Source organism: Streptomyces sp. NPDC001843 (genome assembly GCF_042891955.1).
Lineage (GTDB): Bacteria > Actinomycetota > Actinomycetes > Streptomycetales > Streptomycetaceae > Streptomyces.
On record NZ_JBIATQ010000012.1, the window covers coordinates 281731 to 308669 of the forward strand.

Consider the following 26939-nt stretch of genomic DNA (forward strand, 5'->3'; position numbering starts at 1 on the left):
AACCACCTTCGCACGATCATGCGAACGTCTGTTCTATTGTGGGTGCCAGCGCTACCGAGGAGGCCTGATGCGCTGGGAGAACCTCACAGCCGAGTCCGAGCACGGCCGGGCCGACACCGCACTGTTCGACGCCGACGCGGTCACGACGCGAACCTTCGACACCCCCGAGTTCCGCGGGATCACCTTCCACGAGGTCCGGGCCCGCTCGATCCTCAACCGGGTGCCGGGCGCCTCGCGCATGCCCTTCGAGTGGACGGTCAACCCGTACCGCGGCTGCACGCACGCGTGCGTGTACTGCTTCGCCCGCAAGACGCACAGCTACCTGGACCTCGACACCGGCATCGGCTTCGACACGCAGATCGTGGTCAAGGTGAACGCGCCCGAGCTGCTGCGCCGCCAGCTCGCCTCGCCCCGCTGGCAGGGCGAGCACGTCGCCATGGGCACGAACGTCGACTGCTACCAGCGCGCCGAGGGCCGCTACCGGCTGATGCCGGGCATCATCTCCGCCCTCACCGAGCGCGCGAACCCCTTCTCGATCCTGACCAAGGGCACGCTGATCCTGCGCGACCTCGACCTGCTCATCCGGGCCGCCGAGGTCACGGACGTCGGCATCTCGGTCTCCGTGGGCTTCACCGACCACGACCTGTGGCGGACCGTGGAGCCGGGTACACCCGCGCCGGAGCGCCGCCTGGACGTCGTACGGACCCTCGGCGAGCACGGCATCGGCTGCGGAGTGCTGATGGCCCCGGTGATCCCGTTCCTCGGCGACCACCCCGACCAGCTGCGGGCCACCGTACGGGCGATCGCGGCCGCCGGGGCCACCTCCGTCACCCCGCTGGCGCTGCATCTGCGGCCCGGGGCCCGTGAGTGGTTCATGGCCTGGCTGACCGACCACCATCCGCACCTGGTGCGCCGTTACGAGCGGCTGTACGCGGAGGGCGCCTACGCGCCGAAGTGGTATCAGCGCATGGTGACCCGTCAGGTGCACGAGCTGGCCCGGGAGTTCGGGATCGGCCCCACGCGCGCGGGCGCCCACCGCCGGCCCTCTCCACCGGAGTCGGCAACGGACACCTCGGAGCCGGACACGTCGGAGCCGGAGACGACCGGGCCGGTCCAACTCACCCTGCTCTGAGAGCGTCCGAGGGGAACCCTCGGCCCAATCGGGTCAACAATCGGCGCCGGACGTTCTTCGGACCCGGCATCCCGGGACGATGCGGCAAGGACCGTGAACCTCGCGGTCACCGCCGCCCTCCGTCCCGGGAGGACCCATGAGAACACGCGCAGCCGGGCTGTGCGCCGCCGCCGTCGTCCTGGCCGGGTCGGTCACGGCCGCTCCCGCCGACGCGCGCACACCCTCGCCCGCGTCCGCCGTCCGGATCGCCTGGAAGCAGTGCGGCACCGCCTCCTCCCCGACGCTGCAGTGCGGGTCCCTGGACGTGCCGCTCGACCACGCGAACCCGTCCGGACGGCAGATCACGCTCGCCCTGTCCCGCGTCCCGCACACCGCGGGGACCTACCAGGGCCCGCTGCTGGTCAACCCAGGCGGCCCCGGCGGCAGCGGTCTGGCGCTGGCCGGCTTCGTCGCCTCCGCGCTGCCCAGGTCCGTGGCCGCCCAGTACGACGTGATCGGCTTCGATCCGCGCGGTGTCGGCAAAAGCACCCCCGCGCTGAACTGCGACCCCGGCTACTTCGCCCCCGTACGCCCCGACACGGTCCCCGCCACCCCCGCGCTGGAGAAGGCGGGCCTGACCCGCGTGCGGTCCTTCGCCGCGGCCTGCGGCAAGAAGTACGCGAGCGTGCTGCCGTACCTCGACACGGTCAGCGCCGCCCAGGACATGGACGCCGTCCGCCGGGCCCTCGGCGCCGAGCGGATCAGCTACCTCGGCTACTCCTACGGCACCTACCTCGGCGCGGTCTACGCGAAGCTGCACCCGCAGCGGGTGCGCCGCCTGGTCCTGGACTCGGTCGTCGACCCGGAGGGCGTCTGGTACGAGGCGAACATCGCCCAGGACTACGCCTTCGACGGCCGTCACCGCGCCCTGATGGCGTGGATCGCCGGACACGACTCGAAGTACCGGCTCGGCACCGATCCGCGGCAGGTCGAGGCCAAGTGGTACGCGATGCGGGCGGCACTCGCCCGCAGGCCCGCGGGCGGCAAGGTGGGCGCCTCCGAACTGGAGGACACCTACATCCCCGGCGGCTACTACAACGGCTACTGGCCCCACCTCGCCGAGGCCCTCGCCGCCTACGTCAACCGTGACGACTCCGGCCCACTGCTCGACGCGTACCGGGACCTCGGTGCCGTCAGCGCTTCGGACGAGAACGGTTACGGCGTGTACTCCGCGGTGCAGTGCCGGGACGCGTCGTGGCCCCGTGACTGGCGGCAGTGGAGCAAGGACAACTGGGCGGTGTACGAACGGGCCCCGTTCATGGCCTGGAGCAACGCCTGGTACAACGCACCCTGCGCGTTCTGGCCGACGGCTTCCCTCCACCGGACGAGCGTCGCCAACGACCGTCTGCCGCCGGCGCTGCTGTTCCAGGCGACGAACGACGCGGCCACCCCGTATCAGGGCGGTCTGACGGTCCATCGCCTGCTCGCCGGCTCCAGCCTGGTGGTCGAGCAGGGCGGCGGCAACCACGGCATCACGCTGAGCGGGAACCGCTGCCTGGACACGTACCTGTCCGCCTATCTGGCGGACGGCACGGTGCCGCGCGGCTCCGGCGCGGCCGACGCGGTGTGCCCGGCCCTGCCCGACCCCGAACCGCCCGCCGCCCGGACGGCATCCGTCTCCTCCCCCGGCGCCGGCCTGCACGCGCTGCTGGGGTTCAGGCGCTGAGAGGCCCAGCCGGTGGTGCCCGGATATTCGCGGGCGGCACGGCAGGGCGCTCCCTAGAGTGCCGTCATGGACCACGCCCTCCCCCACCTGCGCCCGATGACCCTCGCCGACTGCGACCGTGTCTCCGAGATCCGTATCGGGGGCTGGCGGACCGCCTACCGGGGGTTGATGCCGCAGTCGTATCTCGACGCGCTCAGCGTGGCCGAGGACGCGGCGCGGCGCCGGGCGCGTTTCGGGCAGGGGGACGGGAGACACGTGAACCTCGTCGCCGAGCGGGACGGCGAGGTCCTCGGGTGGGCCGCGCTCGGCCCGTACCGGGAGGGGGACACGTACACCGGCGACGGTGAACTGTATGCGATCTACGTCGACAGTCGGCACTCCGGCACCGGCATCGGCCGAGCGCTGCTCCAGGAGTCGCTGCGGCGGTGCGTCGCCGCCGGGCACCCGCGGATGTTCCTCTGGGTCCTGAAGGAGAACGCCCCCGCCCGCCGTTTCTACGAGCGGGCGGGGTTCCGCGCGGACGGCGCCGAGGAGCCCTTCCAGGTGGACGGGGTCGCCGTACCGGAGGTGCGGTACGTGCGGGAGCCGGCCGGCTGATCCGGGCTCACCGCTGCTGCGGGATCCGCGCCAGCGCGTGCACCGCCGCCTCGGCGAGCGCGGGATGCGCCAGGGACTCGTTCAGCACGCGCCTGGCCCGGGCGTCCCCCAGCACGCCGAGCCCCTCCACGCAGGCGAGGGCCACCCGGCGGTAGGGGTCGTGCGGGCGCAGCCGCCGCTCCAGGGTGGTGATCAGCGCGGGCACGGACTCGGGGGCGCGCAGTTCGACCAGGAGCCGCACGGGATGCAGCGCGTAGGCGACGCGCAGCTCGTTCGTGGCCAGCGCGGCGGCGGCGCGTGCGGTGCGTGGGTCGCCCAGGCGGGCCAGGGCGTGGGCGGCGGAGGCGCAGCGCGGCGGGTCTCGGTGGTTGAGGAGCAGCACGAGGGACTCGAAGGCCCGCCGGTCTCCGGCCAGCCCCAGCCGGAACGCGGCCAGCTCCCTGGCCCACAGCGGCTGCCCGGCCGCGGTGAGCACCTCGGCCAGTTCGTCGAGGTCGTCGGTGGCCACGAGGTGCTCGTACGCCGCCGAGCCCCCGGACTCCTGTCGTAGACGCTCCGTGAGCGATCGCAACTCTTCGTCCACGAAGCCCAGGGTAGAGGCGTGAGCGGACCGGAGGGACCTACATCACAAACTCAGGGGGCTGGCGCGCTCGTTACCCGCCGGTTAAGCTCAGACGAGCGAGTTACCCACTCGCACATCCGTTTGCGGCGGTTTGGTGACGCGGCCGTCGTGAGCGCTGATCGGTTCGGTACGTCGTGTACCGCAGTACGACCCGGCTTCGGGACAGAGCCGGTCGGATCCGCCGTTTCCCCGGGCGCTCGCGCCCGCCGCGACGGCACCGGGCGTGTGCGCTCAGCAGCCCGGTCGGCACCCGCACTCACGCAGCTCTGCACGCCCCGGTGTGCGCCCCTCGGCGCACCCGGCGCGCTTTCGTCGTCACCCTCATTCCTGGAGTCCGCGATGGCCACTCCCCTGTCCGACACCCCTCTGTCCCAGCTCAAGACCATTGCCGTCGTCGGCCTCGGCACCATGGGCACCGGCATCGCCGAGGTCCTCGCCAAGGCCGGCCGCGAGGTGATCGGCATCGACATCAGCGAGGCCCAGGCCGCCAGGTCCCTCGCCGCGCTGGAGTCCTCCACCGCCCGCGCCGTGCAGCGCGGCAAGCTCACCGAGCAGGAGCGCGCGGACCTCCTCGGCCGGGTGCGCACCGGCACCGACCTCACAGTCGCCGCGGACGCCGACCTGGTCATCGAGGTGGCCCCCGAGTCGTACGAGGTCAAGCACCAGATCTTCCGGGCACTCGACGGCATAGTGCGGCCGGAGACGATCCTGGCGACCGGCACCAACGCCCTGTCGGTGACCCGCCTGGCCGCCGACTCCGCCCGCCCCGAGCGCGTGCTGGGCCTGCACTTCTTCAACCCGGCCCCGGCGATGAAGCTGGTCGAGGTCGTCTCCTCCGTGCTGACCGCGCCGGCGGCCGTCACCGCGGTCACCGACCTCGCCCTCGACCTCGGCAAGGAGCCCGTCGCGGTCGGCGACCGCCCCGGTTTCGTCGCCGACGGCCTGCTGTTCGGCTACCTCAACCAGGCCGCCGCGATGTACGAGGCGAAGTACGCCTCCCGCGAGGACATCGACGCGGCGATGCGGCTCGGCTGCGGGCTGCCGATGGGCCCCCTGGCCCTGCTGGACCTGGTCGGCATCGACACCGCGCGGACCGTCCTGGACGCCATGTACGCCGAGTCCCGTGACCGGCTGCACGCCCCCGCCCCGATTCTGAAGCAGCTCGCCGAGGCGGGCCTGACCGGCCGGAAGTCGGGGCGCGGTTTCTACACGTACGAGACGCCGGGCAGCGCGACCGTCGTGCCGGACGCGCTGACGCCCGGCGCCGCCGGCTCCGGGACCCCCGGCCGTCCGGTCCGCTCCGTCGGCGTGGCGGGCTCCGGCACCATGGCGTCCGGTATCGCCGAGGTCTTCGCCAAGGCCGGGTACGACGTCGTCCTGGCCGCCCGCAGCGAGGAGAAGGCCCAGGCCGCGAAGGCCCGTATCGGCAAGTCCCTGGCCCGCTCGGTCGACAAGGGCCGGCTGACCGCCGAGGCGGCCGCCGGGACCCTGGACCGGATCACCCCCGCGGGCTCCTACGACGCGTTCGCCGACGTGGACCTGGCCGTCGAGGCCGTCGCCGAGGACCTGGAGGTCAAGCGGCAGCTGTTCGCGACGCTGGACAAGGTGTGCAAGCCGGGCGCGGTCCTGGCGACCACGACGTCCTCCCTGCCGGTCGTCGCCTGCGCACGGGCCACCTCACGCCCGCAGGACGTGATCGGCATGCACTTCTTCAACCCGGCTCCGGCGATGAAGCTGGTGGAGGTCGTCCGTACGGTGCTGACGGCCGAGGACGTGCACGCCACGGTCCGCGAGGTCTGCGCGAAGGTCGGGAAGCACGCGGTGGACTGCGGCGACCGTGCGGGCTTCATCGTGAACGCGCTGCTGTTCCCGTACCTCAACAACGCGGTCAAGATGGTCCAGGAGCACTACGCGTCGCTGGACGACATCGACGCGGCGATGAAGCTGGGCGGCGGCTATCCGATGGGCCCCTTCGAACTGCTGGACGTGGTCGGGCTCGACGTCTCCCTGGCGATCGAGAAGGTGCTGCACCGGGAGTTCCGCGACCCGGGACTGGCCCCGGCGCCCCTCCTGGAGCACCTGGTGGCCGCGGGCTGCCTCGGCCGCAAGACCGGCCGGGGCTTCCGCGAACATGCCCGCCGCTGACCGTCCCGGCGACTGGGGCGGACTCCTCGACTCGGCTGCGTCGCCCCCGCCCGCCGCGCCCGGGTTTCCCCCTCCCCTCCAGGGCGGGGGAAACCCGGGATCCACGCACCGAGCTGCGCACATGCAGTACGTTCGGGTCATGTCCCAGCCCGCCAAGTCCTCCCGTACACCAGCTACGCCCGACGCGCCGGAAAGTGCCGCAGGCGGCCGCGCCGCCGCCCAGCGGCTCAAGATGCGCCGAGAACTGGCGGCAGCCGCGATGGAGTTGTTCGCGACCAAGGGGTACGAGGCGACCACCGTCGACGAGATCGCCGCCGCGGCCGGGGTCGCGCGCCGCACCTTCTTCCGCCACTTCCGCTCCAAGGAAGAGGCGATCTTCCCCGATCACGACGACACGCTGATCCGCGCCGAGGCGGTCCTCAATGCCGCTCCCGCGCACGAGCACCCGCTCGACACCGTGTGCCGCGGCATCAAGGAAGTCATGAAGATGTACGCGGCCCGGCCGGACATCTCGGTCGCCCGCTACAAGCTCACCCGTGAGGTGCCCACCCTGCGCGAGGCGGAGATCGCGTCGGTGGCCCGCTACGAGCGCCTGTTCACCCGCTACCTCCTCGGCCACTTCGACGAGCACGCGCACGACGACGACGCCAACGACGACCCGCTGCTCGCGGAGGTCGCCGCCTCTGCCGTGGTGACCGCCCACAACCATGTGCTGCGCCGCTGGCTCAGGGCCGGCGGCCAGGGCGATGTCGAGGCGCAGCTCGACCACGCCTTCGCGATCGTGCGGAAGACCTTCGGCACGGGCATCGGGGCCGGGCGCGGTGCCGCCCCGCAGCCGGCGGCGGTCCCGGCCACGGTGTCCCCGCACGGCGAGGTGCTGGTGACGGTCGCCCGGACCGACGCCCCGCTGGACGAGGTCATGCGGACCATCGAGGAGGCCCTCAAGGAGCGCTGAGCGCCCTCCGGACTCTCCTTTGGTCCTGTGATGACGGCCACCCCACGGGGTGGCCGTTTTGGCATGTCAGGGCATGTTTTCGCGCGCATTTCAGAGGCTGTTCGATCGATCATCGCTCATTTGTTACGTAAAGATTTCAGGTGAGAGCAAGTTCTGGCACTCAGTGCCTTGCGACCTGACACGGGGTGTCATACGTTGAAGGGAGTCCGGGCGGCCGGCGCGCAGCGACCTTTCGCGCGTCGGCTGTCCCCGCAAGCCGGACGGCCTGCGCGCCCGGACGCCTGCGTCACAGGCAACCTCCCGCGCCACAAAGCGCTGCCGAAGCACCATCGCCGAACCGACGGCAACCTCACCCAACCCTCAGCAGCACTCATCGCAGCACCGACGAACCCTCAGCGCCCCTCCCTCAGGGCGCTCACCGCCGGAGGCAACACCGTGACCGTGAAGGACATCCTGGACGCGATCCAGTCGAAGGACGCCACGTCCGCCGACTTCGCCGCTCTGCCGCTCCCCGAGTCGTACCGCGCGATCACCGTGCACAAGGACGAGACGGAGATGTTCGCGGGCCTCACCACCCGCGACAAGGACCCGCGCAAGTCGATCCACCTCGACGAGGTGCCGCTGCCCGAGCTCGGCCCGGGCGAGGCCCTGGTGGCCGTCATGGCCTCCTCGGTCAACTACAACTCCGTGTGGACGTCGATCTTCGAGCCGCTGTCGACGTTCGGCTTCCTGGAGCGCTACGGCCGCACCAACGAGCTGGCCAAGCGCCACGACCTGCCGTACCACATCATCGGCTCCGACCTCGCGGGCGTCGTCCTGCGCACCGGTCCCGGCGTCAACGCCTGGAAGCCCGGTGACGAGGTCGTCGCGCACTGCCTGAGCGTGGAGCTGGAGTCGAGCGACGGCCACAACGACACCATGCTCGACCCCGAGCAGCGCATCTGGGGCTTCGAGACCAACTTCGGCGGCCTCGCGGAGATCGCGCTGGTGAAGTCCAACCAGCTGATGCCGAAGCCCGACCACCTCAGCTGGGAGGAGGCCGCCGCCCCGGGCCTGGTCAACTCCACCGCCTACCGGCAGCTGGTCTCCCGCAACGGCGCCGGCATGAAGCAGGGCGACAACGTGCTCATCTGGGGCGCGAGCGGCGGCCTCGGCAGCTACGCCACCCAGTTCGCGCTGGCCGGCGGCGCCAACCCGATCTGTGTCGTCTCCAGCCCGCAGAAGGCGGAGATCTGCCGCTCGATGGGCGCCGAGGCGATCATCGACCGCAACGCCGAGGGGTACAAGTTCTGGAAGGACGAGAACACCCAGGACCCCAAGGAGTGGAAGCGTTTCGGCAAGCGCATCCGTGAACTCACCGGCGGCGAGGACATCGACATCGTCTTCGAGCACCCCGGCCGTGAGACCTTCGGCGCCTCGGTGTACGTCACCCGCAAGGGCGGCACCATCACCACCTGCGCCTCGACCTCGGGCTACATGCACGAGTACGACAACCGCTACCTGTGGATGTCCCTGAAGCGGATCATCGGCTCCCACTTCGCCAACTACCGCGAGGCCTGGGAGGCCAACCGCCTCATCGCCAAGGCCAAGATCCACCCGACGCTGTCCAAGGTCTACTCCCTGGAGGAGACCGGGCAGGCCGCCTACGACGTGCACCGCAACCTCCACCAGGGCAAGGTCGGCGTCCTGTGCATGGCGCCCGAGGAGGGCCTGGGCGTGCGCGACGCGGAGAAGCGCGCGCAGCACATCGACGCCATCAACCGCTTCCGGAACATCTGAGGACCGCGGAGGCCATAGATGACTGAGCGTCAGAAGGACCGGCCGTGGCTGATGCGCACGTACGCCGGTCACTCCACCGCCGAGGCGTCCAACGAGCTGTACCGGCGCAACCTCGCCAAGGGGCAGACCGGCCTGTCGGTCGCGTTCGACCTGCCCACGCAGACCGGCTACGACTCCGACCACATCCTCGCCCGCGGCGAGGTCGGCCGGGTCGGCGTGCCGGTCGCGCACCTCGGTGACATGCGCCGGCTGTTCCAGGACATCCCCCTGGAGCAGATGAACACCTCGATGACGATCAACGCCACGGCCATGTGGCTCCTGGCGCTCTACCAGGTCGTCGCCGAGGAGCAGGGCGCGGACATCACCAAGCTCCAGGGCACGACCCAGAACGACATCGTCAAGGAGTACCTGTCCCGGGGCACCCATGTGTTCCCGCCGGGGCCGTCGCTCCGCCTGACGACCGACATGATCGCGTACACGGTCTCCCACATGCCGAAGTGGAACCCGATCAACATCTGCAGCTACCACCTGCAGGAGGCGGGCGCCACGCCGGTCCAGGAGATCGCGTACGCGATGTCGACGGCGATCGCGGTGCTGGACGCCGTGCGCGACTCCGGGCAGGTGCCGCAGGAGCGCATGGGCGACGTCGTCGGCCGTATCTCCTTCTTCGTGAACGCGGGCGTGCGCTTCGTCGAGGAGATGTGCAAGATGCGGGCCTTCGGACGCATCTGGGACCGGATCACCCGTGAGCGGTACGGCATCGAGAACCCCAAACACCGCCGCTTCCGCTACGGCGTCCAGGTGAACTCCCTCGGGCTGACCGAGGCGCAGCCCGAGAACAACGTCCAGCGGATCGTCCTCGAGATGCTGGCCGTGACCCTCTCCAAGGACGCACGCGCGCGTGCCGTACAGCTTCCCGCCTGGAACGAGGCGCTGGGTCTGCCCCGGCCCTGGGACCAGCAGTGGAGCCTGCGCATCCAGCAGGTGCTCGCCCACGAGAGCGACCTGCTGGAGTACGACGACATCTTCGAGGGCTCGACCGTGATCGAGGCGAAGGTCGGCGAGCTCGTCGAGGAGTCCCTCGCGGAGATCGAGCGGATCCAGGAGATGGGCGGTGCGATGGCCGCCGTGGAGTCCGGCTACCTCAAGTCGCAGCTGGTCGCCTCGCACGCCGAGCGCCGGGCCCGGATCGAGTCCGGGCAGGAGAAGATCGTCGGCGTCAACGTCTTCGAGACGACCGAGCCGAACCCGCTGACGGCCGACCTGGACACCGCGATCCAGACGGTCGACCCGGCGGTCGAGGCCCGGGTCGTCGCCTCGCTCCAGCAGTGGCGCGACACCCGCTACCAGCCGCCCTTCAACCACCCGCGCCCCTGCAAGGCGCTGGAGAAGCTGAAGGAGGCCGCCAAGGGCACCGAGAACCTGATGGAGGCCACCCTGGAGTGCGCCCGTGCCGGGGTCACCACAGGTGAGTGGGCGGGCGCGCTGCGCGAGGTGTTCGGGGAGTTCCGGGCGCCGACCGGGGTCTCCTCCGCGCCGGTGGCCGTCACCGCCGAGGCCGGCTCGGCCCTCGCCGACGTCCGCGCCCGGGTGGACGCCACCGCCCGCGACCTGGGCGTGGGCAAGCTGCGCTTCCTGGTCGGCAAGCCCGGCCTGGACGGGCACTCCAACGGCGCCGAGCAGATCGCCGTACGGGCCCGTGACGCCGGCTTCGAGGTGGTCTACCAGGGCATCCGGCTGACGCCGGAGGAGATCGTGGACGCGGCCCTCGCCGAGGACGTGCACGCGGTCGGCCTGTCGATCCTGTCCGGTTCGCACGCCCAGCTGGTGCCGGACGTCCTGGAGCGGCTCCGTGTGGCCGGTGCCACAGATATACCGGTGATCGCAGGTGGCATCATCCCAGGCGGTGACGCCGAACAGCTGAGGGCCGCGGGCGTGGCCGCCGTGTTCACCCCGAAGGACTTCGACATCACCGGAATCATCGGCCGCATCGTCGACGAGATCCGGAAAGCGAACAAGCTCGACCCCCTGGAGGTCCCCGCATGACAGTCAACCGTCTGCGTCCCCGCCGCTCGTGTCTCGCGGTACCGGGAAGCAACCCGCGCTTCCTGGAGAAGGCGCAGGGCCTCCCGGCGGACCAGGTCTTCCTCGACCTGGAGGACGCGTGTGCGCCGCTCGCCAAGCCGGAGGCACGGCACACCATCGTCAAGTTCCTCAACGAGGGCGACTGGACGGGCAAGACGCGGGTCGTGCGCGTCAACGACTGGACGACCGAGTGGACCTACCGCGACGTCGTCACGGTGGTCGAGGGCGCCGGCCAGAACCTCGACTGCATCATGCTGCCGAAGGTGCAGGACGCCCAGCAGATCGTCGCGCTGGACCTGCTGCTGACCCAGATCGAGAAGACGATGGGCTTCGAGGTCGGCCGGATCGGCATCGAGGCGCAGATCGAGAACGCCCAGGGCCTGAACAACGTCAACGAGATCGCGCAGGCCTCCCCGCGCATCGAGACGATCATCTTCGGCCCGGCCGACTTCATGGCCTCCATCAACATGAAGTCGCTGGTCGTGGGCGAGCAGCCGCCCGGCTACCCGGCGGACGCCTACCACTACATCCTGATGAAGATCCTGATGGCCGCCCGCGCCAACAACCTCCAGGCGATCGACGGCCCCTACCTGCAGATCCGCAACGTCGACGGCTACCGCGAGGTCGCCCAGCGCGCCGCCGCCCTCGGCTTCGACGGCAAGTGGGTGCTGCACCCTGGCCAGGTCGAGGCGTCCAACGAGATCTTCTCGCCGTCGCAGGAGGACTACGACCACGCCGAGCTGATCCTGGACGCGTACGACTACTACACGTCCGAGGCCGGCGGCAAGAAGGGCTCCGCGATGCTCGGCGACGAGATGATCGACGAGGCCAGCCGCAAGATGGCGCTGGTCATCGCGGGCAAGGGCCGGGCGGCGGGTATGCAGCGCACCGGCAAGTTCGAGATCCCGGAGGCGTGACGGCCATGCAGTTCGGACGCACCTACGAGGAGTTCGAGGTCGGGGCGACGTACAAGCACTGGCCGGGAAAGACGGTCACGGAGTACGACGACCACCTGTTCTGCCTCCTCACCATGAACCACCACCCCCTCCACATGGACACGAACTATGCGGAGAAGACGACGGACTTCGGCAAGAACGTCGTCGTAGGGAACTACGTCTACTCCCTCCTGCTCGGCATGTCCGTCCCGGACGTCTCCGGCAAGGCGATCGCCAACCTGGAGATCGAGTCGCTCAGGCACGTGGCGCCGACCTTCCACGGTGACACCATCTACGGCGAGACCACCGTGCTCGACAAGTGGCCGTCGAAGTCCAAGAGCGACCGCGGCATCGTCCATGTCGAGACCAAGGGCTACAAGCAGGACGGCACCCTCGTGTGCGTCTTCCGCCGCAAGGTGATGGTGCCGACCGAGACGTACATCAAGGAGCGCGGCGGCGAGCAGCCGGGCCGCCCGGAACTCGAGCAGCAGGAGAAGTAGGCATGGCCCGTCTCGCCCAGACCGCCGGTCTGACCGACATTCAGCAGGAGATCCTGTCCACCGTACGGGACTTTGTCGACAAGGAGATCATTCCTGTCGCGACCGAGCTGGAGCACCGCGACGAGTACCCGCAGCAGATCGTCGACGGGCTGAAGGAACTCGGCCTGTTCGGTCTGATGATCCCCGAGGAGTACGGGGGCCTGGGCGAGTCGCTGCTGACGTACGCCCTGTGCGTGGAGGAGATCGCCCGCGGCTGGATGTCGGTCTCCGGCATCATCAACACGCACTTCATCGTGGCGTACATGCTCAAGCAGCACGGCACGCAGGAGCAGAAGGACCACTTCCTCCCCCGGATGGCGGCCGGCGACATCCGGGGCGCCTTCTCGATGTCGGAGCCGGGCCTCGGCTCCGACGTGTCGGCGATCACGTCGAAGGCGGTGAAGGACGGCGACGACTACGTCCTGAACGGCCAGAAGATGTGGCTGACGAACGGCGGTACGTCCTCCCTGGTGGCCGTCCTGGTCCGGAGTGACGAAGGACACCCCGAGGGCACGGCGCCGCACAAGTCGATGACGACCTTCCTGGTGGAGAAGGAGCCCGGCTTCGGCGAGGTCCGGCCCGGCCTCACCATCCCGGGCAAGATCGACAAGATGGGCTACAAGGGCGTCGACACGACCGAGCTCATCATGGACGGCCTGCGGATTCCGGCCGACCGGGTGCTCGGCGGCGTCACCGGCCGAGGTTTTTACCAAATGATGGACGGCGTGGAGGTCGGCCGCGTCAACGTGGCGGCGCGTGGCTGCGGTGTCGCCCAGCGTGCGTTCGAGCTGGGTGTTCAGTACGCACAGCAGCGGCACACTTTCGGCAAGCCCATCGCGCAGCACCAGGCCATCCAGTTCAAGCTCGCGGAGATGGCTACCAAGGTCGAGGCCGCGCATGCGATGATGGTCAACGCGGCACGCAAAAAGGACTCCGGTGAGCGTAACGACCTCGAGGCTGGGATGGCGAAGTACCTCGCCTCCGAGTACTGCAAGGAGGTCGTGGAGGACGCCTTCCGGATCCACGGCGGCTACGGCTTCTCCAAGGAGTACGAGATCGAGCGCCTCTACCGTGAGGCCCCGATGCTGCTGATCGGTGAAGGTACCGCCGAGATCCAGAAAATGATCATCGGTCGCAGGCTGCTCGAGGAGTATCGGTTCCAAGGCTGATTGTCCGGGTGCGGGGTGTTTTCTTCGAGAAGAAGATCACACCCCGTCGACGCTGTTCTGCCGCCGACTCGGCTTCCTGGCTTGCCCAGTTGTGGCCCGCGACCGGTACGATCCCGGAAAGCCGCCGTCCCCCGTTCCAGCGCGGCATCATCCGCTACGAAGGTCATCCATGCCCCACAGCCAAACCTCTGCACCTCGCGACAGCCGAGCCGGCGTACGCCTTGCGCGCGGAGCATCGCCGTGGCTTCTCCCGACCGTCGCCACCGCAGCCCTCAGCCTTGCCCGCGCGCGCCGCTCCGGCGCCGCCAAGGCCGTCGCCGTGCCCGCCACCGCGCTCGCGGCGGGCATGCTGTGGTTCTTCCGCGACCCCGAGCGCGAGATCGCCCAGGGCCGGGTCATCTCGCCGGCAGACGGTGTGGTGCAGAGCATCATGCCGTGGAAGGACGGGCGCACCCGCGTCGCGATCTTCATGAGCCCGCTCAATGTTCACGTCAACCGCGCGCCCCTCTCGGGCACCGTGACGTCGGTCGAACACATCCCCGGTGGCTTCGTTCCCGCCTTCAACAAGGAGAGCGAGAACAACGAGCGCGTAGTCTGGCATTTCGACACCGAACTCGGCGACATCGAGATGATCCAGATCGCCGGTGCGGTGGCCCGCCGCATCGTGCCGTACATCCCGCAGGGGACGAAGGTCGAGCAGGGCGACCGCATCGGTCTGATCCGCTTCGGCTCGCGTGTCGACCTCTACCTGCCCGAGGGCGTGGAGGTCGCGGTCGAGGTCGGCCAGAAGACCGTGGCTGGGGTGACTCGCATTGACCGTGATTGATCCGGAGACACAGGCGGGCTGGGTGCCCGGCGCCGACGAGGTGGACGACGAGGAGGAGATGCCCCTCTCTCTCCGCCTCTCGATAGCGGACACCCTCACCCTCGGCAACGCCACGTGCGGGTTCATGGCGGTGTACTTCACCACCACCGGCATCCTGATCCCGCACCTCACAGGTGACCAGGAGACGGGCATGGCCCGCCACAGCGCGGCCACGGCCGTCATCCTGATGCTGTGCGCGGCGGTCTTCGACCTGTTCGACGGCCTGGTGGCGCGCAAGCTGCGGTCGTCGCCGATGGGTGCGGAGCTGGACAACCTCTCCGACCTGATCAGCTTCGGGCTGGCGCCGGCGTACTTCGTGCTCGTCTACGGCATGGTCGCGGACGACGCGCACCAGAGAGTCGCGGCGGTCGGGGCGATCGTGGTGCTGCTGGCCGTGGTGCTACGGCTGGCGCGTTTCTCGTGCGTGACGGTCCCGAACGGCATGTTCCAGGGCATGCCCTCCCCGTTCGGTGCGCTGACCGTGGTCTCGATCGTGCTCCTCGAGCTGCCCTTCGTGGCGACGCTCCTGGCGATCCTGGGCACGGCCTGGCTGATGGTGAGCCGGGTCGAGTACCCGAAGCCGCGGGGTCGCCTCGCGGTGGCGATGCTGTCCTGGATCGTCGTGTCGATGGGCCTGCTGGCGGCCTGGGCCTTCGACGCCCCCAGCGGCCAGCTCCTCCTCCAGACCGGCTGCGCCCTGCAGCTCGTCACGGGTGCGGTGATCCCGCTGTTCGCCACGGCTCGCCGGGTGAACAACTTCCGCGACAACCGGCGGGAGGCGCGGGCGGCACAGTTGCCGTAGCGCTCGCGCTGACGTAGGCCCCGGATCTTTTTCTGGTCCGGGGCCTTTTTGCGTGCCGACGTGCGCCTGCCGTCTGCTGGGGGCTCCGTCCCCAGACCCCCGGCCCGTGCCCACCCACCACCCGTCTCGCCCGACCGAGAAGGCACCCAGCCCCGCCCCAGTCCCGGCGCACACCTTGACCGGAGTGCAGGGGACGCAGCCCCTGGGCGGGGTTGAAGGGGCGGGGCCCCTGGGGGTGGGAAGGGCAAGGGCGGCGGGGGCGCGAGGGAACCCGGACTCAGGTCAGGTGGGCCCGGGCGATCGTCTCCGCCACCCGCTCCAGGATGGGCCCCGCGTCGGCGATGCACTTCGCCACGTCCGGTTCGACCCCGGTCAGCGGGTACGCCTGCCGGATCCCTGCCCGTCCCAGCGCGTCCGGCGTCAGCGCCAGCCGCCCGCACACCGCGACTACGTCCTTGCCCGCGGCACGCGCCGCCGCTGCGACACCCGCGGGGGCCTTGCCGTGCAGGGTCTGCTCGTCCAGGGAGCCCTCACCGGTGATCACCAGGTCGGCGCGCGCGAGCGCGGAGCCAAAGCCGAGGACGTCGAGCATCACCTCGATGCCAGGACGGAACGCGGCGCCGAGGAGGAGGGCGCCGTATCCGATGCCGCCGGCCGCGCCCGCGCCCGGTGCGGCCGCGTACTCCACCGCCCGGGGTCCCACCGCCGCCTCCAGCACCCGCGCGTAGTGCGCCAGCGCCGCGTCCAGGGCCTCCACGTCGTCCGGCGAGGCCCCCTTCTGCGGCCCGTACACCGCGGGCGCCCCCTTCGGCCCGGTCAGCGGATTGTCCACATCGCTGGCCAGCACCAGCTCGACCGAGGACAGCCGCGGGTCGAGACCGGTGAGGTCCGCGCTCGCGAGACCGACCAGCCCGCCCCCGCCCGGCGGCACCGGCTCCCCGTCCTCGTCCAGGAACCGCGCACCCAGCGCCGTCAGCATCCCCGCCCCGCCGTCCGTCGTCGCGCTGCCGCCGACGCCGAACACGATGGTCCGCGCCCCGGCGTCCAGCGCCGCCCGCAGCAGTTCCCCGGAGCCGTACGTGGAGGCCGTGAGCGGGGCGAAGACACCGGCCGGCAGCCGCTGCAACCCGCTCGCCTCGGCCATCTCCACGACCGCGGTACCGCCGCGCAGCGCGAACGCGGCGGTCACCTCCCGCCCGAGCGGCCCGGCGACCCGGACCTCCCGCCGTTCGAACCCGGCGGCGACCGCCGCGTCCACGGTCCCGTCGCCACCGTCGGCCACGGGCAGCGCCTCCACCCGAAGGCCCGGCACGACCCGGCGCAGCCCGGCCGTCACCCGCTCGGCGACCTGCACGGCCGTCAGCGAGCCCTTGAACTTGTCCGCGGCGACGAGCACCCCTCGGGTCCCGTCCACTGCAGCGTCCGCCACCTTGCATCCCCTTGCTTTCCGGGCCCGTTGCACGTCGGGCCAGCCGCGCCGCTGTGACCATAACCGCAGGGCGGCCCCGCCGTCATGCACCGCCCGAAGCCTGGCAACCTCCTGGCAGCCTGCTGTGTCCGCGGCGGAAACCGGGTACATCAGAACCCATGACCGCTGTGCGCACCGAGCCGGAACTCGCCGACCGCATCCTCGGCGGCTGGGTGGGCCGGATCGCCGGCAACATGCTGGGCAAGCCGGTCGAGCAGGGTGAGGTGTGGACGCGCGAGCGCATCGACCGCTACCTGCGGCAGGCCGCCGCCCTGCCGCTCACCGACTATCTGCCCGAACCGGCCGACGAGAGCGACGGCCTCGCGCTGCGCCCCGAGTGGCGCCAGTGCGTGCGCGGCCGCATCGACGGCAGTTGCCGCGACGACGACGTCGACTACGCGATCCTCGGACTGCACCTGCTGGAGACCCACGGCTTCGACTTCAGTACCGAGCAGGTGGGCGACCTGTGGCTGCTGCGGCTGCCGTACCTGCAGACGTTCACGGCGGAGCGGGCGGCCTACCGCAACCTCGCCGACGGGCTGAAACCCCCGCTGACGGCCACGCACCACAACCCGTACCAGGAGTGGATCGGCGCCCTGATCCGCGCCGACGTCTACGGCTGGACCAGTCCGGGCGCGCCCCGCCGCGCCGCCGCCCTGGCCCGCCGGGACGCGGTGCTGTCCCACACCGGCAACGGCGTGTACGGGGCGATGTTCGCGGCGGCGCTGATCTCGGCCGCGTTCGCCGCCCCGACGGTACGCCACGCCCTGGACACCGCGCTCACCGTCGTCCCGGCGAGCTGCCGCCTGGCCCGTACCGTCCGCCGGGTCGCCACGCTGCACGAGACCGGGATGACGTGGGAGGACACCCTCGCCACGGTGTGCGAGGAGACCGCCGGGCTCGGCTGGATCCACACTGTTCCGAACGCGGCCGTACTCACCGCGGGCCTGCTCTACGGCGACGGCGACTTCACCCGCACCATCGCCCTCACCGTCCGCGGCGGCCTGGACACCGACTCCAACGGCGCCACCGCGGGCTCGGTGGCCGGCGTCCTGAACGGAGCGGCGGCCATCCCGGCCCAGTGGAAGGACCCGCTCCGGGACACGGTCCGCAGTGCGGTGTTCGGCTTCGACGGTGTACGTATCAGTGCGCTGGCGGAACGCACCCTGCGCCTGGCGACGGCGGGGTTCGAGGAACCGGTGCCCGGTTACCCTGCCTGAATGACCAGCACCGAAGACTTCGCCGCGTACATCGCCGGCCTGCCACGCATCCTCTCCGGCGCCGCCGCCCTCTTCCGGGACGCCGAGGGCCGGGTACTGCTCGTCGAGCCGAACTACCGCGAGGGCTGGGCCCTGCCGGGCGGGACCGTCGAGTCGGACGACGGGGAGACACCGCGCCAGGGCGCACGCCGCGAGACGCTGGAGGAGATCGGGCTCGACGTGGAACCGGGCCGGCTGCTGGCGGTGGACTGGGTGCACGGGACGGCGGAACGCCCGCCGCTGGTGGCGTACCTCTACGACGGCGGTGTCCTCGCCGAGGACGACTTCAAGGCGATCCGCCTGCAGGAGGAGGAGCTCCTGTCCTGGCGTCTCGTCCCGCGCGAGGAACTCACCGCCCACCTGCCCGGCGCCCTGGGGCGCCGCGTCCTCGCCGCCCTGGACGTACTGGTGTCGGGGTCCGGTACGGCGGAGCTGGAGAACGGCCGTCGCGTCGGCTGACCGGGCAGGTGATATATCCCATTTGTCGACCCAAGCCGGTTTGAAGGGCATGCTGGGCAGGGACTCGGGCCGCCAGGCGCACACCCAGGAGCGCCACGAAGTGGAGGAGGCCGATCCCATGAGCACACCGCACCCCGACGACCACGCACCGGTCGACGCGACCGCCGCGGCCGAGGACACCCAGGCCGCGCTGATCGATCTCGCCAACAGCATCGCCCTGGTCCCGCAGGCAGTGCCGCCCGAGGGCGAGCAGCCGCCCGAGGGCGCGCTCGCCCTGCCCGTGATCGAGCAGGACGGCAATCGGTACGTCCCCGTCTTCACGTCGGACGACGCACTGGCCGCGGCCGGGGCCGACCCGGACACGGCGATCCGGGTCCCGGTCGTCGAGCTGGCCGTGAGCTGGCCCCAGGACGATCTGTGGCTGGCGGTCGACCCGTCCACCGAGGACGGCATCGCCCTCCCCTCCGACCTGGTACGGGCACTGCCCCAGTACGCCGGGATCGGCGCGTCGGGGCGGCCGGAGGGACCGCAGGAGGCGTGAGCGTCCACCGCGGCCGGGCGATATGCGCTCGCCTCCCGGTGGGCGGGCGTCCTACTCTCGGCCCATGAACGGCCCTCTCGTAGCCATACTCAGCGGCGCAGGCATCTCGACCGATTCCGGAATCCCGGACTACCGCGGTCCGAACGGGCTGTGGCGGCGGGATCCCGAGGCCGAGAAGCTGGTGACGTACGAGTACTACATGGGCGATCCGGAGATCCGGCGGCGCTCCTGGCAGATGCGGCGCCAGAACCGGACGCTCAGGGCCGAACCGAACGCCGCGCACCGGGCCGTCGCCGAGCTGGAGAAGTCCGGCGTCCCGGTCCGCGTGATCACCCAGAACGTGGACGGGCTGCACCAGCTCGCCGGGATGCCCGCCCGCAAGGTCCTCGAACTGCACGGCACCGCCCGTAGCGTCGTCTGCACGCGGTGCCATGCGCGCGGCCCCATGGAGGACGCCCTGGCCAGGGTCGAGGCGGGCGAGGACGATCCCTCGTGCCTGGAATGCGGCGGCATCCTCAAGTCCGCCACCGTGATGTTCGGTGAACGCCTCGACCCGGCGGTGCTCGGCGAGGCCGTGGCCATCACCAAGGCCTGCCAGGTGTTCATCGCCGTCGGCACCAGCCTCCAGGTCCAGCCCGCCGCCGGCCTCGCGGGCCTCGCCGCCGACCACGGCGCCCGGCTGATCATCGTCAATGCCGAACCGACGCCCTACGACGACATGGCCGACGAGGTCGTGCGCCGGCCGATCGGTGTCGCGCTGCCCGGGCTGCTGCAGGAGCTCGGCACGCCGCGCGGCCACTCGGCATCGAGTTGATGCCGGCCCTCAGGAGCCGCTCGCGTCGACGCCGTTCGTGACCCGCAGGAACTGCAGCTTCTCGGCGTCGACGGAACCCGCGGCCACCGTGTAGACGACGAGGCGGATGTCGCTGCCCGGGACGGTGAGCACGTCGCAGTCGCACGTCACCTCGCCGACCTGGGGGTGCACGATGGTCTTGCGGGCCGAGACGTGCGGGCCGACCGCACCGCCGTCCCACAGCCGCGCGAACTCCGCACTGGTGGAGCGCATCTCCGCGACGAGGTCGATCAGTCCCTGGTCGCGGGGGTGGTCGACGAGGGCGGTGCGCAGATCCGCGACGAGGGCGGGGCTCAGGGCGTCGCCTTCCTTGAGCACGGGCCAGGCCGCGAGTCCTGAGGGCCCCGTGGCGAAGGCCGCCCGCACCAGGTTCCGCTCGACGGGCGTCCGGGCGCTGGGGTCGCCCAGCAGCGCCGCCCATGCGGGAGTCCAGGACAGCAGGGTCCAGTCGGCGCTGAACACGCCCACGGGGAACTCGCCGAGGCGGGCGAGCATCCGCTGGACCCCCGCCGGCACGTGCGTGGAGATCGTCCCCGTCTGTGGCGGGAGGAGGCCGGCCAGCCGGTAGGCGTGATCGCGCTCCACGGGCTCCAGTTGCAGTGCCCTGGCCAGGCTCGCGACGACCTGGGCGGAAGGGCTCGTGGCCCGTCCCTGCTCCAGGCGCACCACATAGTCGACCGACAGCCCCGCGAGCTCGGCGAGTTCCTCGCGCCGCAACCCCACCGCACGTCGTCCGGGCCGCGGGGTCCGCCCGACGTCGACGGGAGAAAGCCGGTCGCGCCAGCGGCGCAACGCCGTGCCAAGGGTCTCGTCCACCCGACCATTGTGTCCGCCGGACGGCGCCTGTGCCTGGTACTGGCCGTCCTACCGTCGCGGAGGGCACTGGTTCCGCTCTCGCCACCGGCCGAGAGTGGGCACATGACGACAACGTTCATCACAGGAGCCAACAAGTCCCTCGGGTACGAGACCGCCCGCCGGTTGATCGAGGCCGGCCACACCGTCCTCGTCGGCGCTCGCGATCCAGAGCGTGGTAAGGCAGCCGCCGAAGCGCTCGGTGCCCGGTTCGTCCGGATCGACGTGACCGACGACGCGTCGGTGGCCGCGGCCGCCGCCGATGTCGCTGCTCGCGAGGGGGCCATCGACGTCCTGATCAACAACGCTGGTGTGCTCGGGACGCACAGCCCCGCCGACCAGATCACGGCCGCCGACGCCCACGCGGTGTTCGAGGTCAATGTCGTGGGGATCGTTCGGGTGACGCACGCGTTCCTGCCTCTGCTGCGGGGGTCCGCGAACCCGGTCATCGTCAACGTGTCGAGCGGCATGGGGTCGTTCGCGGCGACCCACGATCCCGAGCGCGTCGAGTCACGGCCCGTCGCGCCGCTCTACACGGCGTCGAAGGCCGCCGTGACCATGCTGACCACGCAGTACGCGAAGGCCTGGCCGGACGTGAAGGTGAACGCGGCCGACCCGGGCTACACGGCGACCGACTTCAACGGGCACAGCGGCCCGCAGACGGTGACCGAGGGGACCGACGCGATCGTCGAACTCGCCACCGTCGGGGCGGACGGACCGACCGGGACCTTCCGTGACCGACACGGTGTGGTGGCCTGGTGAACCCGCCGTGAGGGCGGGCCAGGCCCTCGGAGTCCTAGAACAACGCCGTGCCGCGCTCGAAGTCCAGGAGGCGCTGTTTGCGGTCGAGGCCGCCGCCGTAGCCGGTGAGGGAGCCACCGGAACCGATCACCCGGTGACAGGGGACGATGATGCCGACCGGGTTCCGGCCGTTGGCCAGGCCGACGGCCCGGGAGGCGGCGGGGTTGCCGAGGGCGGCGGCGAGTTCGCCGTAGGAGCGGGTCTCGCCGTAGGGGATGCGGCGCAGCTGGTCCCAGACGCTGCGCTGGAACGCGGTGCCGTCCAGGCGCAGTTCGAGGGTGAACTCCTTCAGTTCCCCGGCGAAGTAGGCCGCGAGCTGGTCCTGCGCCTCGGCGAAGGGCGTGTCGTCGCGGTCGCCGAAGGTCTCCTCGGGTGGGCGGTGACGCTGGTCGGTCATGTAGAGGCCGCACAGGACGCCGTCCTCGTCGGCGACGAGGGTGAGGGGGCCGTAGGGGCTGTCGATGACGGTGTGCTGCTTCTGCTTCACGTTCTGCTTCACGTTCTGCTTCACGGGAGGGTCCTCGGCTGTTCTCATACGGTCTACGGTCTACGTCATACGGGCAGGAAGTTGATCGGGTGGCTGTCGGTCGCCCACAGGTACTGGACGGCGTACGCCCGCCAGGGGCGCCAGGCCGCCGCGCGGGCGGTGAGCGCCGCCGGGGTGGAGGGCAGCCCCAGCTCCTGGGCCGCGCGCCGGATTCCGAGGTCGGTGGGCAGGAAGGCGTCCGGGTCGCCGAGGGCGCGCATCGCGATGACGTCGACCGTCCACGGGCCGAAACCGGGGAGGCCGAGCAGCCGGGCGCGGGTCTCGGCCCAGTCGCTCTCGACGCCCAGGTGGAGTGAGCCGTCGGCCAGTTGACGCACCAGGGTGGTGAACGTGGTGCGCCGGGTGCGGGGCATCGCCAGTGTCTCCGGGTCGAGGGCGGCCAACGCCTCGGGTGGGGGGAACAGGTGGGTGAGGCCGCCCTCGGGGTCGTCGACGGGCTTGCCGTGCGCGGTGACGAGACGGGCGGCGTGGGTGCGGGCGGCGGCCGTGGAGACCTGCTGGCCGAGGACGGCCCGGACGGCGAACTCCGCCTCGTCGACGGTACGCGGCACACGCCGGCCGGGGGCCTTGTCGACCAGGGGCGCGAGGAGCGGATCCGCACGCAACTGGTCGTCGACGGCGACCGGGTCGGCGTCCAGGTCGAGCAGCCGGCGGCAGCGGCTGATGGCGACGGTCAGGTCGCGCAGGTCGCTGAGGGTGAGTTTGCAGGCGATGTGGTCCGGCCGGGGGGCCAGTGCCACGATGCCGTGCCCGTACGGCAGCCGCAGGGTGCGCCGGTAGGCGCCGTCCCGCCACTCCTCCACGCCGGGCACGGCGGTCGCCGCGAGGTGGCCGAAGAGGTTGTCGGGGTTGAGCGGGGCGCGGAAGGGCAGGCGCAGCGACAGGGCGCCCGGTGTGGCGGCGGTGCCGGTCTTCTTCGGGACCCGGGCCCGCAGTTCGCTCGGCGCGAGGGCGAAGACCTCGCGGACGGTGTCGTTGAAGGTGCGGATCGAGGAGAACCCGGCCGCGAAGGCGATCTCGGCCATGGGCAGCGGGGTGGTCTCGATGAGCAGGCGGGCGGTCTGGGCGCGCTGGGCTCGGGCGAGCGCGAGGGGGCCGGCGCCCAGCTCGGCGAGGAGCTGGCGTTCGACCTGGCGGGTGCTGTAGCCGAGGCGGGCGGCGAGGCCGGGTACGCCGTCGCGGTCCACGACCCCGTCGGCGATCAGCCGCATGGCGCGGGCCACCAGGTCGGCGCGCTGGTTCCACTCCGGGGAACCGGGGCTGGTGTCGGGGCGGCAGCGCTTGCAGGCCCGGAAGCCGGCCTGCTGGCAGGCGGCCGCGCTCGGGTAGAAGGTCATGTTCCCGGGCTTGGGCGGCACCACCGGGCAGCTGGGCCGGCAGTAGATACGGGTGGTGAGTACGGCGGTGAAGAACCAGCCGTCGAAACGGGCGTCCTTCGACTGCACGGCGCGTACACAGCGCTCCCGGTCGGTGTGCATCCCTGTCTGCATGCATCCAGGATCGCCCACCGGACCGGGCCGGGCTGGCGGAAATCCGACATCGACCTCGTGTGCCCTGCGCCTGCCCGGATCACCTGTTCGGGTGGAGGGGTCGGTACGCTGCTCGCCATGGACCGAGGTCGGGTGTGGCCGCTGTACGCCGCCGGTTTCACCACCGCGTTCGGCGCGCACGGCGTCGCCGCGAGTCTGGGTGCGCGCTCCGCCGACGCGGTCACCTCCCTGTGGGTCCTGGGTGGCCTGCTGGCCCTGTACGACGGGGCCGAGGTGCTGCTGAAGCCGGTGTTCGGCACGCTGGCCGACCGGGTCGGGGCACGCCCCGTGCTCCTGTGTGGGCTCGCCGCCTTCGCCGCGGCGTCCGCGTTGTACGCCGTCGCGGGATCCCCCGGCTGGCTGTGGGCGGCCCGGCTGGGCCAGGGCGCGGCGGCCTCCGCGTTCTCCCCGGCGGCCTCGGCGCTGGTGGCCCGGTTGCATCCGGCCGCCGGCCGGGGGCGGGCGTTCGGGAGCTACGGCTTCTTCAAGTCCGTGGGATACACGCTGGGTCCGCTGCTGGGCGGGGTGCTGGTGTGGGCGGGCGGGCTGCGGCTGCTGTTCGGGGTGCTGGCGGTGCTGGCCTCGGTGGTGGCTGTGTGGGCGCTGGCCGCCGTGCCCCATGTGCCGCCGCTCCCCCGGGCCCGGCAGACGCTGCTCGATCTCGGACGGCGGCTGTCCGACCCGGTGTTCTGGGTGCCGACGGCGGCCCTCGCGGGCGCGACGGCGGCGTTGTCGGCCGGGGTGGGCTTCCTGCCCGTCTCGGGAAAGGCGGCGGGGTTCGGCACGGTGGCGACCGGTGCGGCGGTGTCGCTGCTGGCGGCCTGCGCGGCCCTCGTGCAGCCCCGCGCCGGACGGGCGCTGGACGCGGGACGGCTGCGGGCCGGCACCGGTCTGGTGTGCGGGCTGCTGCTCGCGGCGGCGGGTCTGGCAGCGGCGATGCTGCCCGGGCCGGCCGGTGTCCTCCTCGCCGCCGCGCTCATCGGCGTCGGCACCGGTCTGATCACTCCGCTGGGCTTCGCCGCCCTGGCGTCGGCCACTCCCCCGGAGCGCTTGGGCCAGACCATGGGGGCGGCGGAACTGGGGCGCGAACTCGGGGACGCGGGTGGCCCGTTGCTGGTGGCGGCAGTGGCGTCGGCGGCGACGCTGACGTACGGGTACGGGGCGCTGGCGGCGGTGCTGGCGCTGGGGCCGGTGCTGGCGGTCGTCCGGCGGCGCCGGGAGTCCGTGACGGCCGCAGAGCAGGGCGGGGAGCCTCACTAGGGGGTGTCTGCCCGGGCCACGTCCTCACCTGTTCAAGCACCCAGCACGTGTGTCACCAACGTCCCGGGACAGCACACCCAGGGCGGCTCGCCGCGGCGAAGCGGGAGGCCGGCGTTCAGTCGAGCTGTGCTGCGAACGCCTCGTACGCCCGCTCGTCGAAGAGGACGAACCTGACCTCTTCCACCTCGGTCTCCGCCTCCCGGACCGCCGCCACGGCGATGCGGGCGGCGTCCGTCATCGGCCACCCGTAGACGCCGGTCGAGATGGCCGGGAACGCGACGGTCCGCGCCCCCAGCTCGTCCGCGACCCTCAGTGACTCGCGGTAGCAGGAGGTCAGGAGCGACGGCTCGCTGCCGGACGCCCGGTACACCGGGCCGACGGTGTGGATCACCCAGCGGGCGTCCAGGTCGCCGGCCGTGGTGGCGACCGCGCGGCCGGTGGGCAGGCCCTCGCCGAGGCTGGAGGCGCGGAGCCTGCGGCACTCCTCGAGGATCGCCGGGCCGCCGCGGCGGTGGATCGCGCCGTCGACGCCTGAGCCGCCGAGGAGGGAGGAGTTGGCCGCGTTGACGATCGCGTCGGCGCTCTGCCGGGTGATGTCACCGCGCACGAGGGTGATGACGGTCATCTGTGCCGGAGCCTCCTCCACACGGCCTTGGCCGCGTTGTGCCCCGACATGCCGTGCACGCCGGGCCCCGGCGGGGTGGCGGAGGAGCAGATGAACACGGCCGGGTGGGGGGTGTGGTACGGGAACAGGGACAGCTTGGGGCGCATCAGGAGCTGCAGTCCGGAGGCCGCGCCGGTGGCGATGTCGCCGCCGACGTAGTTGGCGTTGCGGGCGGCCAGTTCGGGCGGGCCGGCGGTGGCCCGGGCCAGGATCCGGTCGCGGAAGCCGGGGGCGAAGCGCTCCAGCTGGCGCTCTATGGCGTCCGTGAGGTCTCCGGTCCAGCCGTTCGGCACATGGCCGTACGCCCAGAAGACCTGTTTGCCCTCGGGGGCCCGGGTGGGGTCGGCGACGCCGGGCTGCACGGTGATGAGGAAGGGCGGGTCCGGTGCGCGGCCCTGCCGGTACACCGTGTTCAGGGCGGCACCGATCTCGGCGCTGTCCGCGCCGATCTGGACGGTGCCCGCGCGGCGGGCCTCGTGCGCGGTCCACGGCACCGGGCCGTCCAGAGCGTAGTCGATCTTGAAAACACCGGGGCCGTAGCGGTAGCCGTCGTAAGTGCGGCCGAAGCCGGCGATGCGGGCCAGCGCGGTGGGCGAGGTGTCGAAGACGTAGGCGCGCGCGGGCGGCAGGTCGTCGAGGCGCTTGACCTCGTAGTCGGTGTGCACGGTGCCGCCGAGGTCCTTCAGGTAGGCGGCGAGGGCGTCGGAGACGGACTGGGAGCCGCCGCGGGCCACGGGCCAGCCGCGGGCGTGCGCTGACAGGGCGAAGACCAGGCCGATGGCGCCGGTGGCGAAGCCGTCGAGGGGGGCGATGACGTGGGCGACGAGACCGGAGAAGAGGGCCTTGGCGCGCTCGTCGTGGAAGCGGCGCATCAGCCAGGTGGAGGGCGGCAGCCCGGCCAGGCCGAACCGGGCCAGGGTCAGGGGGTCGCGCGGGAGCGCGGTGAGCGGCAGGGACATGAAGTCCCGGACCAGGGTGTCCCACCGGGTGAGGAACGGGGCGACCAGTCTGCGGTAGGCCCCCGCGTCACGCGGCCCGAAGGAGGCCGCCGTCTCGGCGACGGACCGGGCCAGCACGGCGGCGGTGCCGTCGGGGAAGGGGTGGGCCATGGGCAGCTCGGGCTGCAGCCACTGAAGGCCGTACCGTTCCAGGGGCATCGCGCGGAAGGCCGGCGAGTTGATGCCGAGGGGGTGGGCCGCGGAGCAGGGGTCGTGCCGGAAGCCGGGCAGGGTGAGCTCTTCGGTGCGGGCTCCCCCGCCGACGGTGTCGCGGGCCTCGAAGAGGGCGACGGAGAAGCCGCGGCGGGCCAGCTCCACGGCGGCCGTCAGGCCGTTCGGTCCCGCACCCACCACGACCGCATCGAGCATCGACGGCAC

The 26939-nt window shown here is 71.6% G+C and carries 25 protein-coding genes; 18 read left to right on the forward strand and 7 right to left on the reverse strand.

Features of this window, described 5'->3' with window-relative positions:
- Nucleotides 1-67 precede the first annotated feature (67 nt).
- From ACFYZQ_RS28935 to ACFYZQ_RS28945, 3 genes are all read left to right on the forward strand, one after another.
- Nucleotides 68-1132, forward strand: a complete 1065-nt coding sequence (locus ACFYZQ_RS28935; protein WP_389153755.1) for an Rv2578c family radical SAM protein — start codon at nucleotides 68-70, stop codon at nucleotides 1130-1132.
- Nucleotides 1133-1268: 136 nt separating this feature from the next.
- Nucleotides 1269-2837 carry an alpha/beta hydrolase gene (locus ACFYZQ_RS28940; RefSeq protein WP_389153758.1) on the forward strand — a complete coding sequence of 523 codons (1569 nt, stop codon included), beginning with the start codon at nucleotides 1269-1271 and terminating at the stop codon, nucleotides 2835-2837.
- Between the two features lie 66 nt (nucleotides 2838-2903).
- Nucleotides 2904-3434, forward strand: coding sequence for a GNAT family N-acetyltransferase (locus tag ACFYZQ_RS28945; RefSeq protein WP_389153760.1), 531 nt, complete (start codon nucleotides 2904-2906; stop codon nucleotides 3432-3434).
- Nucleotides 3435-3441: 7 nt separating this feature from the next.
- On the opposite strand, the gene ACFYZQ_RS28950 is transcribed toward ACFYZQ_RS28945, so the two are convergent.
- Complete coding sequence (locus ACFYZQ_RS28950) at nucleotides 3442-4017, reverse strand: adenylosuccinate lyase (protein ID WP_389153762.1); 576 nt, start codon at nucleotides 4015-4017, stop codon at nucleotides 3442-3444.
- A 378-nt stretch (nucleotides 4018-4395) separates the two neighbouring features.
- Between ACFYZQ_RS28950 and ACFYZQ_RS28955 the strand changes: the two genes are divergently transcribed.
- The 9 genes from ACFYZQ_RS28955 to pssA all read left to right on the forward strand — a co-directional run bounded on the left by ACFYZQ_RS28955 (nucleotide 4396) and on the right by pssA (nucleotide 15330).
- Nucleotides 4396-6201: a 3-hydroxyacyl-CoA dehydrogenase family protein gene (locus tag ACFYZQ_RS28955; protein ID WP_389153764.1), complete on the forward strand. Its 1806-nt coding sequence runs from the start codon at nucleotides 4396-4398 to the stop codon at nucleotides 6199-6201.
- A 139-nt stretch (nucleotides 6202-6340) separates the two neighbouring features.
- Nucleotides 6341-7156, forward strand: coding sequence for a TetR family transcriptional regulator (locus tag ACFYZQ_RS28960; protein WP_388796049.1), 816 nt, complete (start codon nucleotides 6341-6343; stop codon nucleotides 7154-7156).
- A 435-nt stretch (nucleotides 7157-7591) separates the two neighbouring features.
- The gene (gene ccrA / locus ACFYZQ_RS28965; protein WP_389153767.1) at nucleotides 7592-8935 is read left to right on the forward strand and encodes a crotonyl-CoA carboxylase/reductase; all 1344 of its coding nucleotides are present in this window, start codon (nucleotides 7592-7594) and stop codon (nucleotides 8933-8935) included.
- A gap of 18 nt (nucleotides 8936-8953) precedes the next feature.
- A complete protein-coding gene (locus tag ACFYZQ_RS28970) occupies nucleotides 8954-10981 on the forward strand; it encodes a protein meaA (RefSeq protein WP_389153770.1) in 2028 nt (675 codons plus the stop codon).
- Nucleotides 10978-11937, forward strand: coding sequence for an HpcH/HpaI aldolase/citrate lyase family protein (locus tag ACFYZQ_RS28975; protein WP_389153773.1), 960 nt, complete (start codon nucleotides 10978-10980; stop codon nucleotides 11935-11937). Before ACFYZQ_RS28970 ends, ACFYZQ_RS28975 begins: the two co-directional genes overlap by 4 nt.
- A 5-nt stretch (nucleotides 11938-11942) precedes the next feature.
- The gene (locus tag ACFYZQ_RS28980) at nucleotides 11943-12455 is read left to right on the forward strand and encodes a MaoC family dehydratase (protein ID WP_389153776.1); all 513 of its coding nucleotides are present in this window, start codon (nucleotides 11943-11945) and stop codon (nucleotides 12453-12455) included.
- 2 nt (nucleotides 12456-12457) lie between these two features.
- Entirely contained in the window at nucleotides 12458-13663 is a 1206-nt protein-coding gene (locus ACFYZQ_RS28985) for an acyl-CoA dehydrogenase family protein (RefSeq protein WP_389153778.1), read from the forward strand.
- A gap of 169 nt (nucleotides 13664-13832) precedes the next feature.
- Nucleotides 13833-14489 carry a phosphatidylserine decarboxylase gene (locus ACFYZQ_RS28990; RefSeq protein ID WP_389153781.1) on the forward strand — a complete coding sequence of 219 codons (657 nt, stop codon included), beginning with the start codon at nucleotides 13833-13835 and terminating at the stop codon, nucleotides 14487-14489.
- A 22-nt stretch (nucleotides 14490-14511) separates the two neighbouring features.
- Nucleotides 14512-15330: a CDP-diacylglycerol--serine O-phosphatidyltransferase gene (pssA, locus tag ACFYZQ_RS28995; protein ID WP_142147473.1), complete on the forward strand. Its 819-nt coding sequence runs from the start codon at nucleotides 14512-14514 to the stop codon at nucleotides 15328-15330.
- Between the two features lie 277 nt (nucleotides 15331-15607).
- On the opposite strand, the gene ACFYZQ_RS29000 is transcribed toward pssA, so the two are convergent.
- Nucleotides 15608-16744 carry a glycerate kinase gene (locus ACFYZQ_RS29000; protein WP_389153894.1) on the reverse strand — a complete coding sequence of 379 codons (1137 nt, stop codon included), beginning with the start codon at nucleotides 16742-16744 and terminating at the stop codon, nucleotides 15608-15610.
- A gap of 173 nt (nucleotides 16745-16917) precedes the next feature.
- Between ACFYZQ_RS29000 and ACFYZQ_RS29005 the strand changes: the two genes are divergently transcribed.
- The 4 genes from ACFYZQ_RS29005 to ACFYZQ_RS29020 all read left to right on the forward strand — a co-directional run bounded on the left by ACFYZQ_RS29005 (nucleotide 16918) and on the right by ACFYZQ_RS29020 (nucleotide 19871).
- Nucleotides 16918-18018, forward strand: coding sequence for an ADP-ribosylglycohydrolase family protein (locus ACFYZQ_RS29005; RefSeq protein WP_389153783.1), 1101 nt, complete (start codon nucleotides 16918-16920; stop codon nucleotides 18016-18018).
- A complete protein-coding gene (locus ACFYZQ_RS29010) occupies nucleotides 18019-18516 on the forward strand; it encodes an NUDIX domain-containing protein (RefSeq protein ID WP_389153785.1) in 498 nt (165 codons plus the stop codon).
- 118 nt (nucleotides 18517-18634) lie between these two features.
- Nucleotides 18635-19057, forward strand: coding sequence for an SseB family protein (locus tag ACFYZQ_RS29015; protein WP_389153787.1), 423 nt, complete (start codon nucleotides 18635-18637; stop codon nucleotides 19055-19057).
- A 64-nt stretch (nucleotides 19058-19121) separates the two neighbouring features.
- Complete coding sequence (locus tag ACFYZQ_RS29020) at nucleotides 19122-19871, forward strand: NAD-dependent deacetylase (RefSeq protein WP_389153790.1); 750 nt, start codon at nucleotides 19122-19124, stop codon at nucleotides 19869-19871.
- 9 nt (nucleotides 19872-19880) lie between these two features.
- On the opposite strand, the gene ACFYZQ_RS29025 is transcribed toward ACFYZQ_RS29020, so the two are convergent.
- Nucleotides 19881-20726, reverse strand: coding sequence for a helix-turn-helix transcriptional regulator (locus ACFYZQ_RS29025; RefSeq protein ID WP_389153793.1), 846 nt, complete (start codon nucleotides 20724-20726; stop codon nucleotides 19881-19883).
- 102 nt (nucleotides 20727-20828) lie between these two features.
- Here ACFYZQ_RS29025 and ACFYZQ_RS29030 point away from each other — a divergent pair, with 102 nt between their 5' ends.
- Nucleotides 20829-21524 (forward strand): SDR family NAD(P)-dependent oxidoreductase, encoded by a 696-nt coding sequence (locus tag ACFYZQ_RS29030; protein ID WP_389153796.1) that lies wholly within the window; start codon nucleotides 20829-20831, stop codon nucleotides 21522-21524.
- Nucleotides 21525-21558: 34 nt separating this feature from the next.
- On the opposite strand, the gene ACFYZQ_RS29035 is transcribed toward ACFYZQ_RS29030, so the two are convergent.
- Both ACFYZQ_RS29035 and ACFYZQ_RS29040 read right to left on the reverse strand, forming a co-directional pair.
- Nucleotides 21559-22074 carry a methylated-DNA--[protein]-cysteine S-methyltransferase gene (locus ACFYZQ_RS29035; RefSeq protein ID WP_389153799.1) on the reverse strand — a complete coding sequence of 172 codons (516 nt, stop codon included), beginning with the start codon at nucleotides 22072-22074 and terminating at the stop codon, nucleotides 21559-21561.
- Between the two features lie 41 nt (nucleotides 22075-22115).
- Nucleotides 22116-23588, reverse strand: a complete 1473-nt coding sequence (locus ACFYZQ_RS29040; RefSeq protein ID WP_389153896.1) for an AlkA N-terminal domain-containing protein — start codon at nucleotides 23586-23588, stop codon at nucleotides 22116-22118.
- Between the two features lie 129 nt (nucleotides 23589-23717).
- Here ACFYZQ_RS29040 and ACFYZQ_RS29045 point away from each other — a divergent pair, with 129 nt between their 5' ends.
- Complete coding sequence (locus ACFYZQ_RS29045) at nucleotides 23718-24899, forward strand: MFS transporter (RefSeq protein ID WP_389153802.1); 1182 nt, start codon at nucleotides 23718-23720, stop codon at nucleotides 24897-24899.
- 115 nt (nucleotides 24900-25014) lie between these two features.
- Here the strand turns inward: ACFYZQ_RS29045 and ACFYZQ_RS29050 are convergent, their stop codons facing one another.
- Both ACFYZQ_RS29050 and ACFYZQ_RS29055 read right to left on the reverse strand, forming a co-directional pair.
- The gene (locus ACFYZQ_RS29050) at nucleotides 25015-25524 is read right to left on the reverse strand and encodes an O-acetyl-ADP-ribose deacetylase (RefSeq protein ID WP_389153805.1); all 510 of its coding nucleotides are present in this window, start codon (nucleotides 25522-25524) and stop codon (nucleotides 25015-25017) included.
- Nucleotides 25521-26930: a phytoene desaturase family protein gene (locus ACFYZQ_RS29055; protein ID WP_389153807.1), complete on the reverse strand. Its 1410-nt coding sequence runs from the start codon at nucleotides 26928-26930 to the stop codon at nucleotides 25521-25523. The genes ACFYZQ_RS29050 and ACFYZQ_RS29055 overlap by 4 nt, the downstream gene beginning before the upstream one ends.
- Between the last annotated feature and the right edge of the window lie 9 nt (nucleotides 26931-26939).

Excerpts from the sequence above, each read along its gene's own strand:
- ACFYZQ_RS28980 (WP_389153776.1), top strand. The coding sequence starts at position 11,943 with ATGCAGTTCGGACGCACCTACGAGGAGTTCGAGGTCGGGGCGACGTAC.
- ACFYZQ_RS29030 (WP_389153796.1), top strand. The coding sequence starts at position 20,829 with ATGACGACAACGTTCATCACAGGAGCCAACAAGTCCCTCGGGTACGAG.
- ACFYZQ_RS28990 (WP_389153781.1), top strand. The coding sequence starts at position 13,833 with ATGCCCCACAGCCAAACCTCTGCACCTCGCGACAGCCGAGCCGGCGTA.
- ACFYZQ_RS29055 (WP_389153807.1), bottom strand. The coding sequence starts at position 26,930 with ATGCTCGATGCGGTCGTGGTGGGTGCGGGACCGAACGGCCTGACGGCC.
- ACFYZQ_RS29045 (WP_389153802.1), top strand. The coding sequence starts at position 23,718 with ATGGACCGAGGTCGGGTGTGGCCGCTGTACGCCGCCGGTTTCACCACC.
- ACFYZQ_RS29010 (WP_389153785.1), top strand. The coding sequence starts at position 18,019 with ATGACCAGCACCGAAGACTTCGCCGCGTACATCGCCGGCCTGCCACGC.
- ACFYZQ_RS28975 (WP_389153773.1), top strand. The coding sequence starts at position 10,978 with ATGACAGTCAACCGTCTGCGTCCCCGCCGCTCGTGTCTCGCGGTACCG.
- ACFYZQ_RS29020 (WP_389153790.1), top strand. The coding sequence starts at position 19,122 with ATGAACGGCCCTCTCGTAGCCATACTCAGCGGCGCAGGCATCTCGACC.
- ACFYZQ_RS28960 (WP_388796049.1), top strand. The coding sequence starts at position 6,341 with ATGTCCCAGCCCGCCAAGTCCTCCCGTACACCAGCTACGCCCGACGCG.
- ACFYZQ_RS29040 (WP_389153896.1), bottom strand. The coding sequence starts at position 23,588 with ATGCACACCGACCGGGAGCGCTGTGTACGCGCCGTGCAGTCGAAGGAC.
- ACFYZQ_RS29015 (WP_389153787.1), top strand. The coding sequence starts at position 18,635 with ATGAGCACACCGCACCCCGACGACCACGCACCGGTCGACGCGACCGCC.
- ACFYZQ_RS28940 (WP_389153758.1), top strand. The coding sequence starts at position 1,269 with ATGAGAACACGCGCAGCCGGGCTGTGCGCCGCCGCCGTCGTCCTGGCC.
- ACFYZQ_RS29005 (WP_389153783.1), top strand. The coding sequence starts at position 16,918 with ATGACCGCTGTGCGCACCGAGCCGGAACTCGCCGACCGCATCCTCGGC.
- ACFYZQ_RS28955 (WP_389153764.1), top strand. The coding sequence starts at position 4,396 with ATGGCCACTCCCCTGTCCGACACCCCTCTGTCCCAGCTCAAGACCATT.
- ACFYZQ_RS28970 (WP_389153770.1), top strand. The coding sequence starts at position 8,954 with ATGACTGAGCGTCAGAAGGACCGGCCGTGGCTGATGCGCACGTACGCC.
- ACFYZQ_RS28985 (WP_389153778.1), top strand. The coding sequence starts at position 12,458 with ATGGCCCGTCTCGCCCAGACCGCCGGTCTGACCGACATTCAGCAGGAG.
- ACFYZQ_RS28935 (WP_389153755.1), top strand. The coding sequence starts at position 68 with ATGCGCTGGGAGAACCTCACAGCCGAGTCCGAGCACGGCCGGGCCGAC.
- ACFYZQ_RS28945 (WP_389153760.1), top strand. The coding sequence starts at position 2,904 with ATGGACCACGCCCTCCCCCACCTGCGCCCGATGACCCTCGCCGACTGC.
- ACFYZQ_RS29050 (WP_389153805.1), bottom strand. The coding sequence starts at position 25,524 with ATGACCGTCATCACCCTCGTGCGCGGTGACATCACCCGGCAGAGCGCC.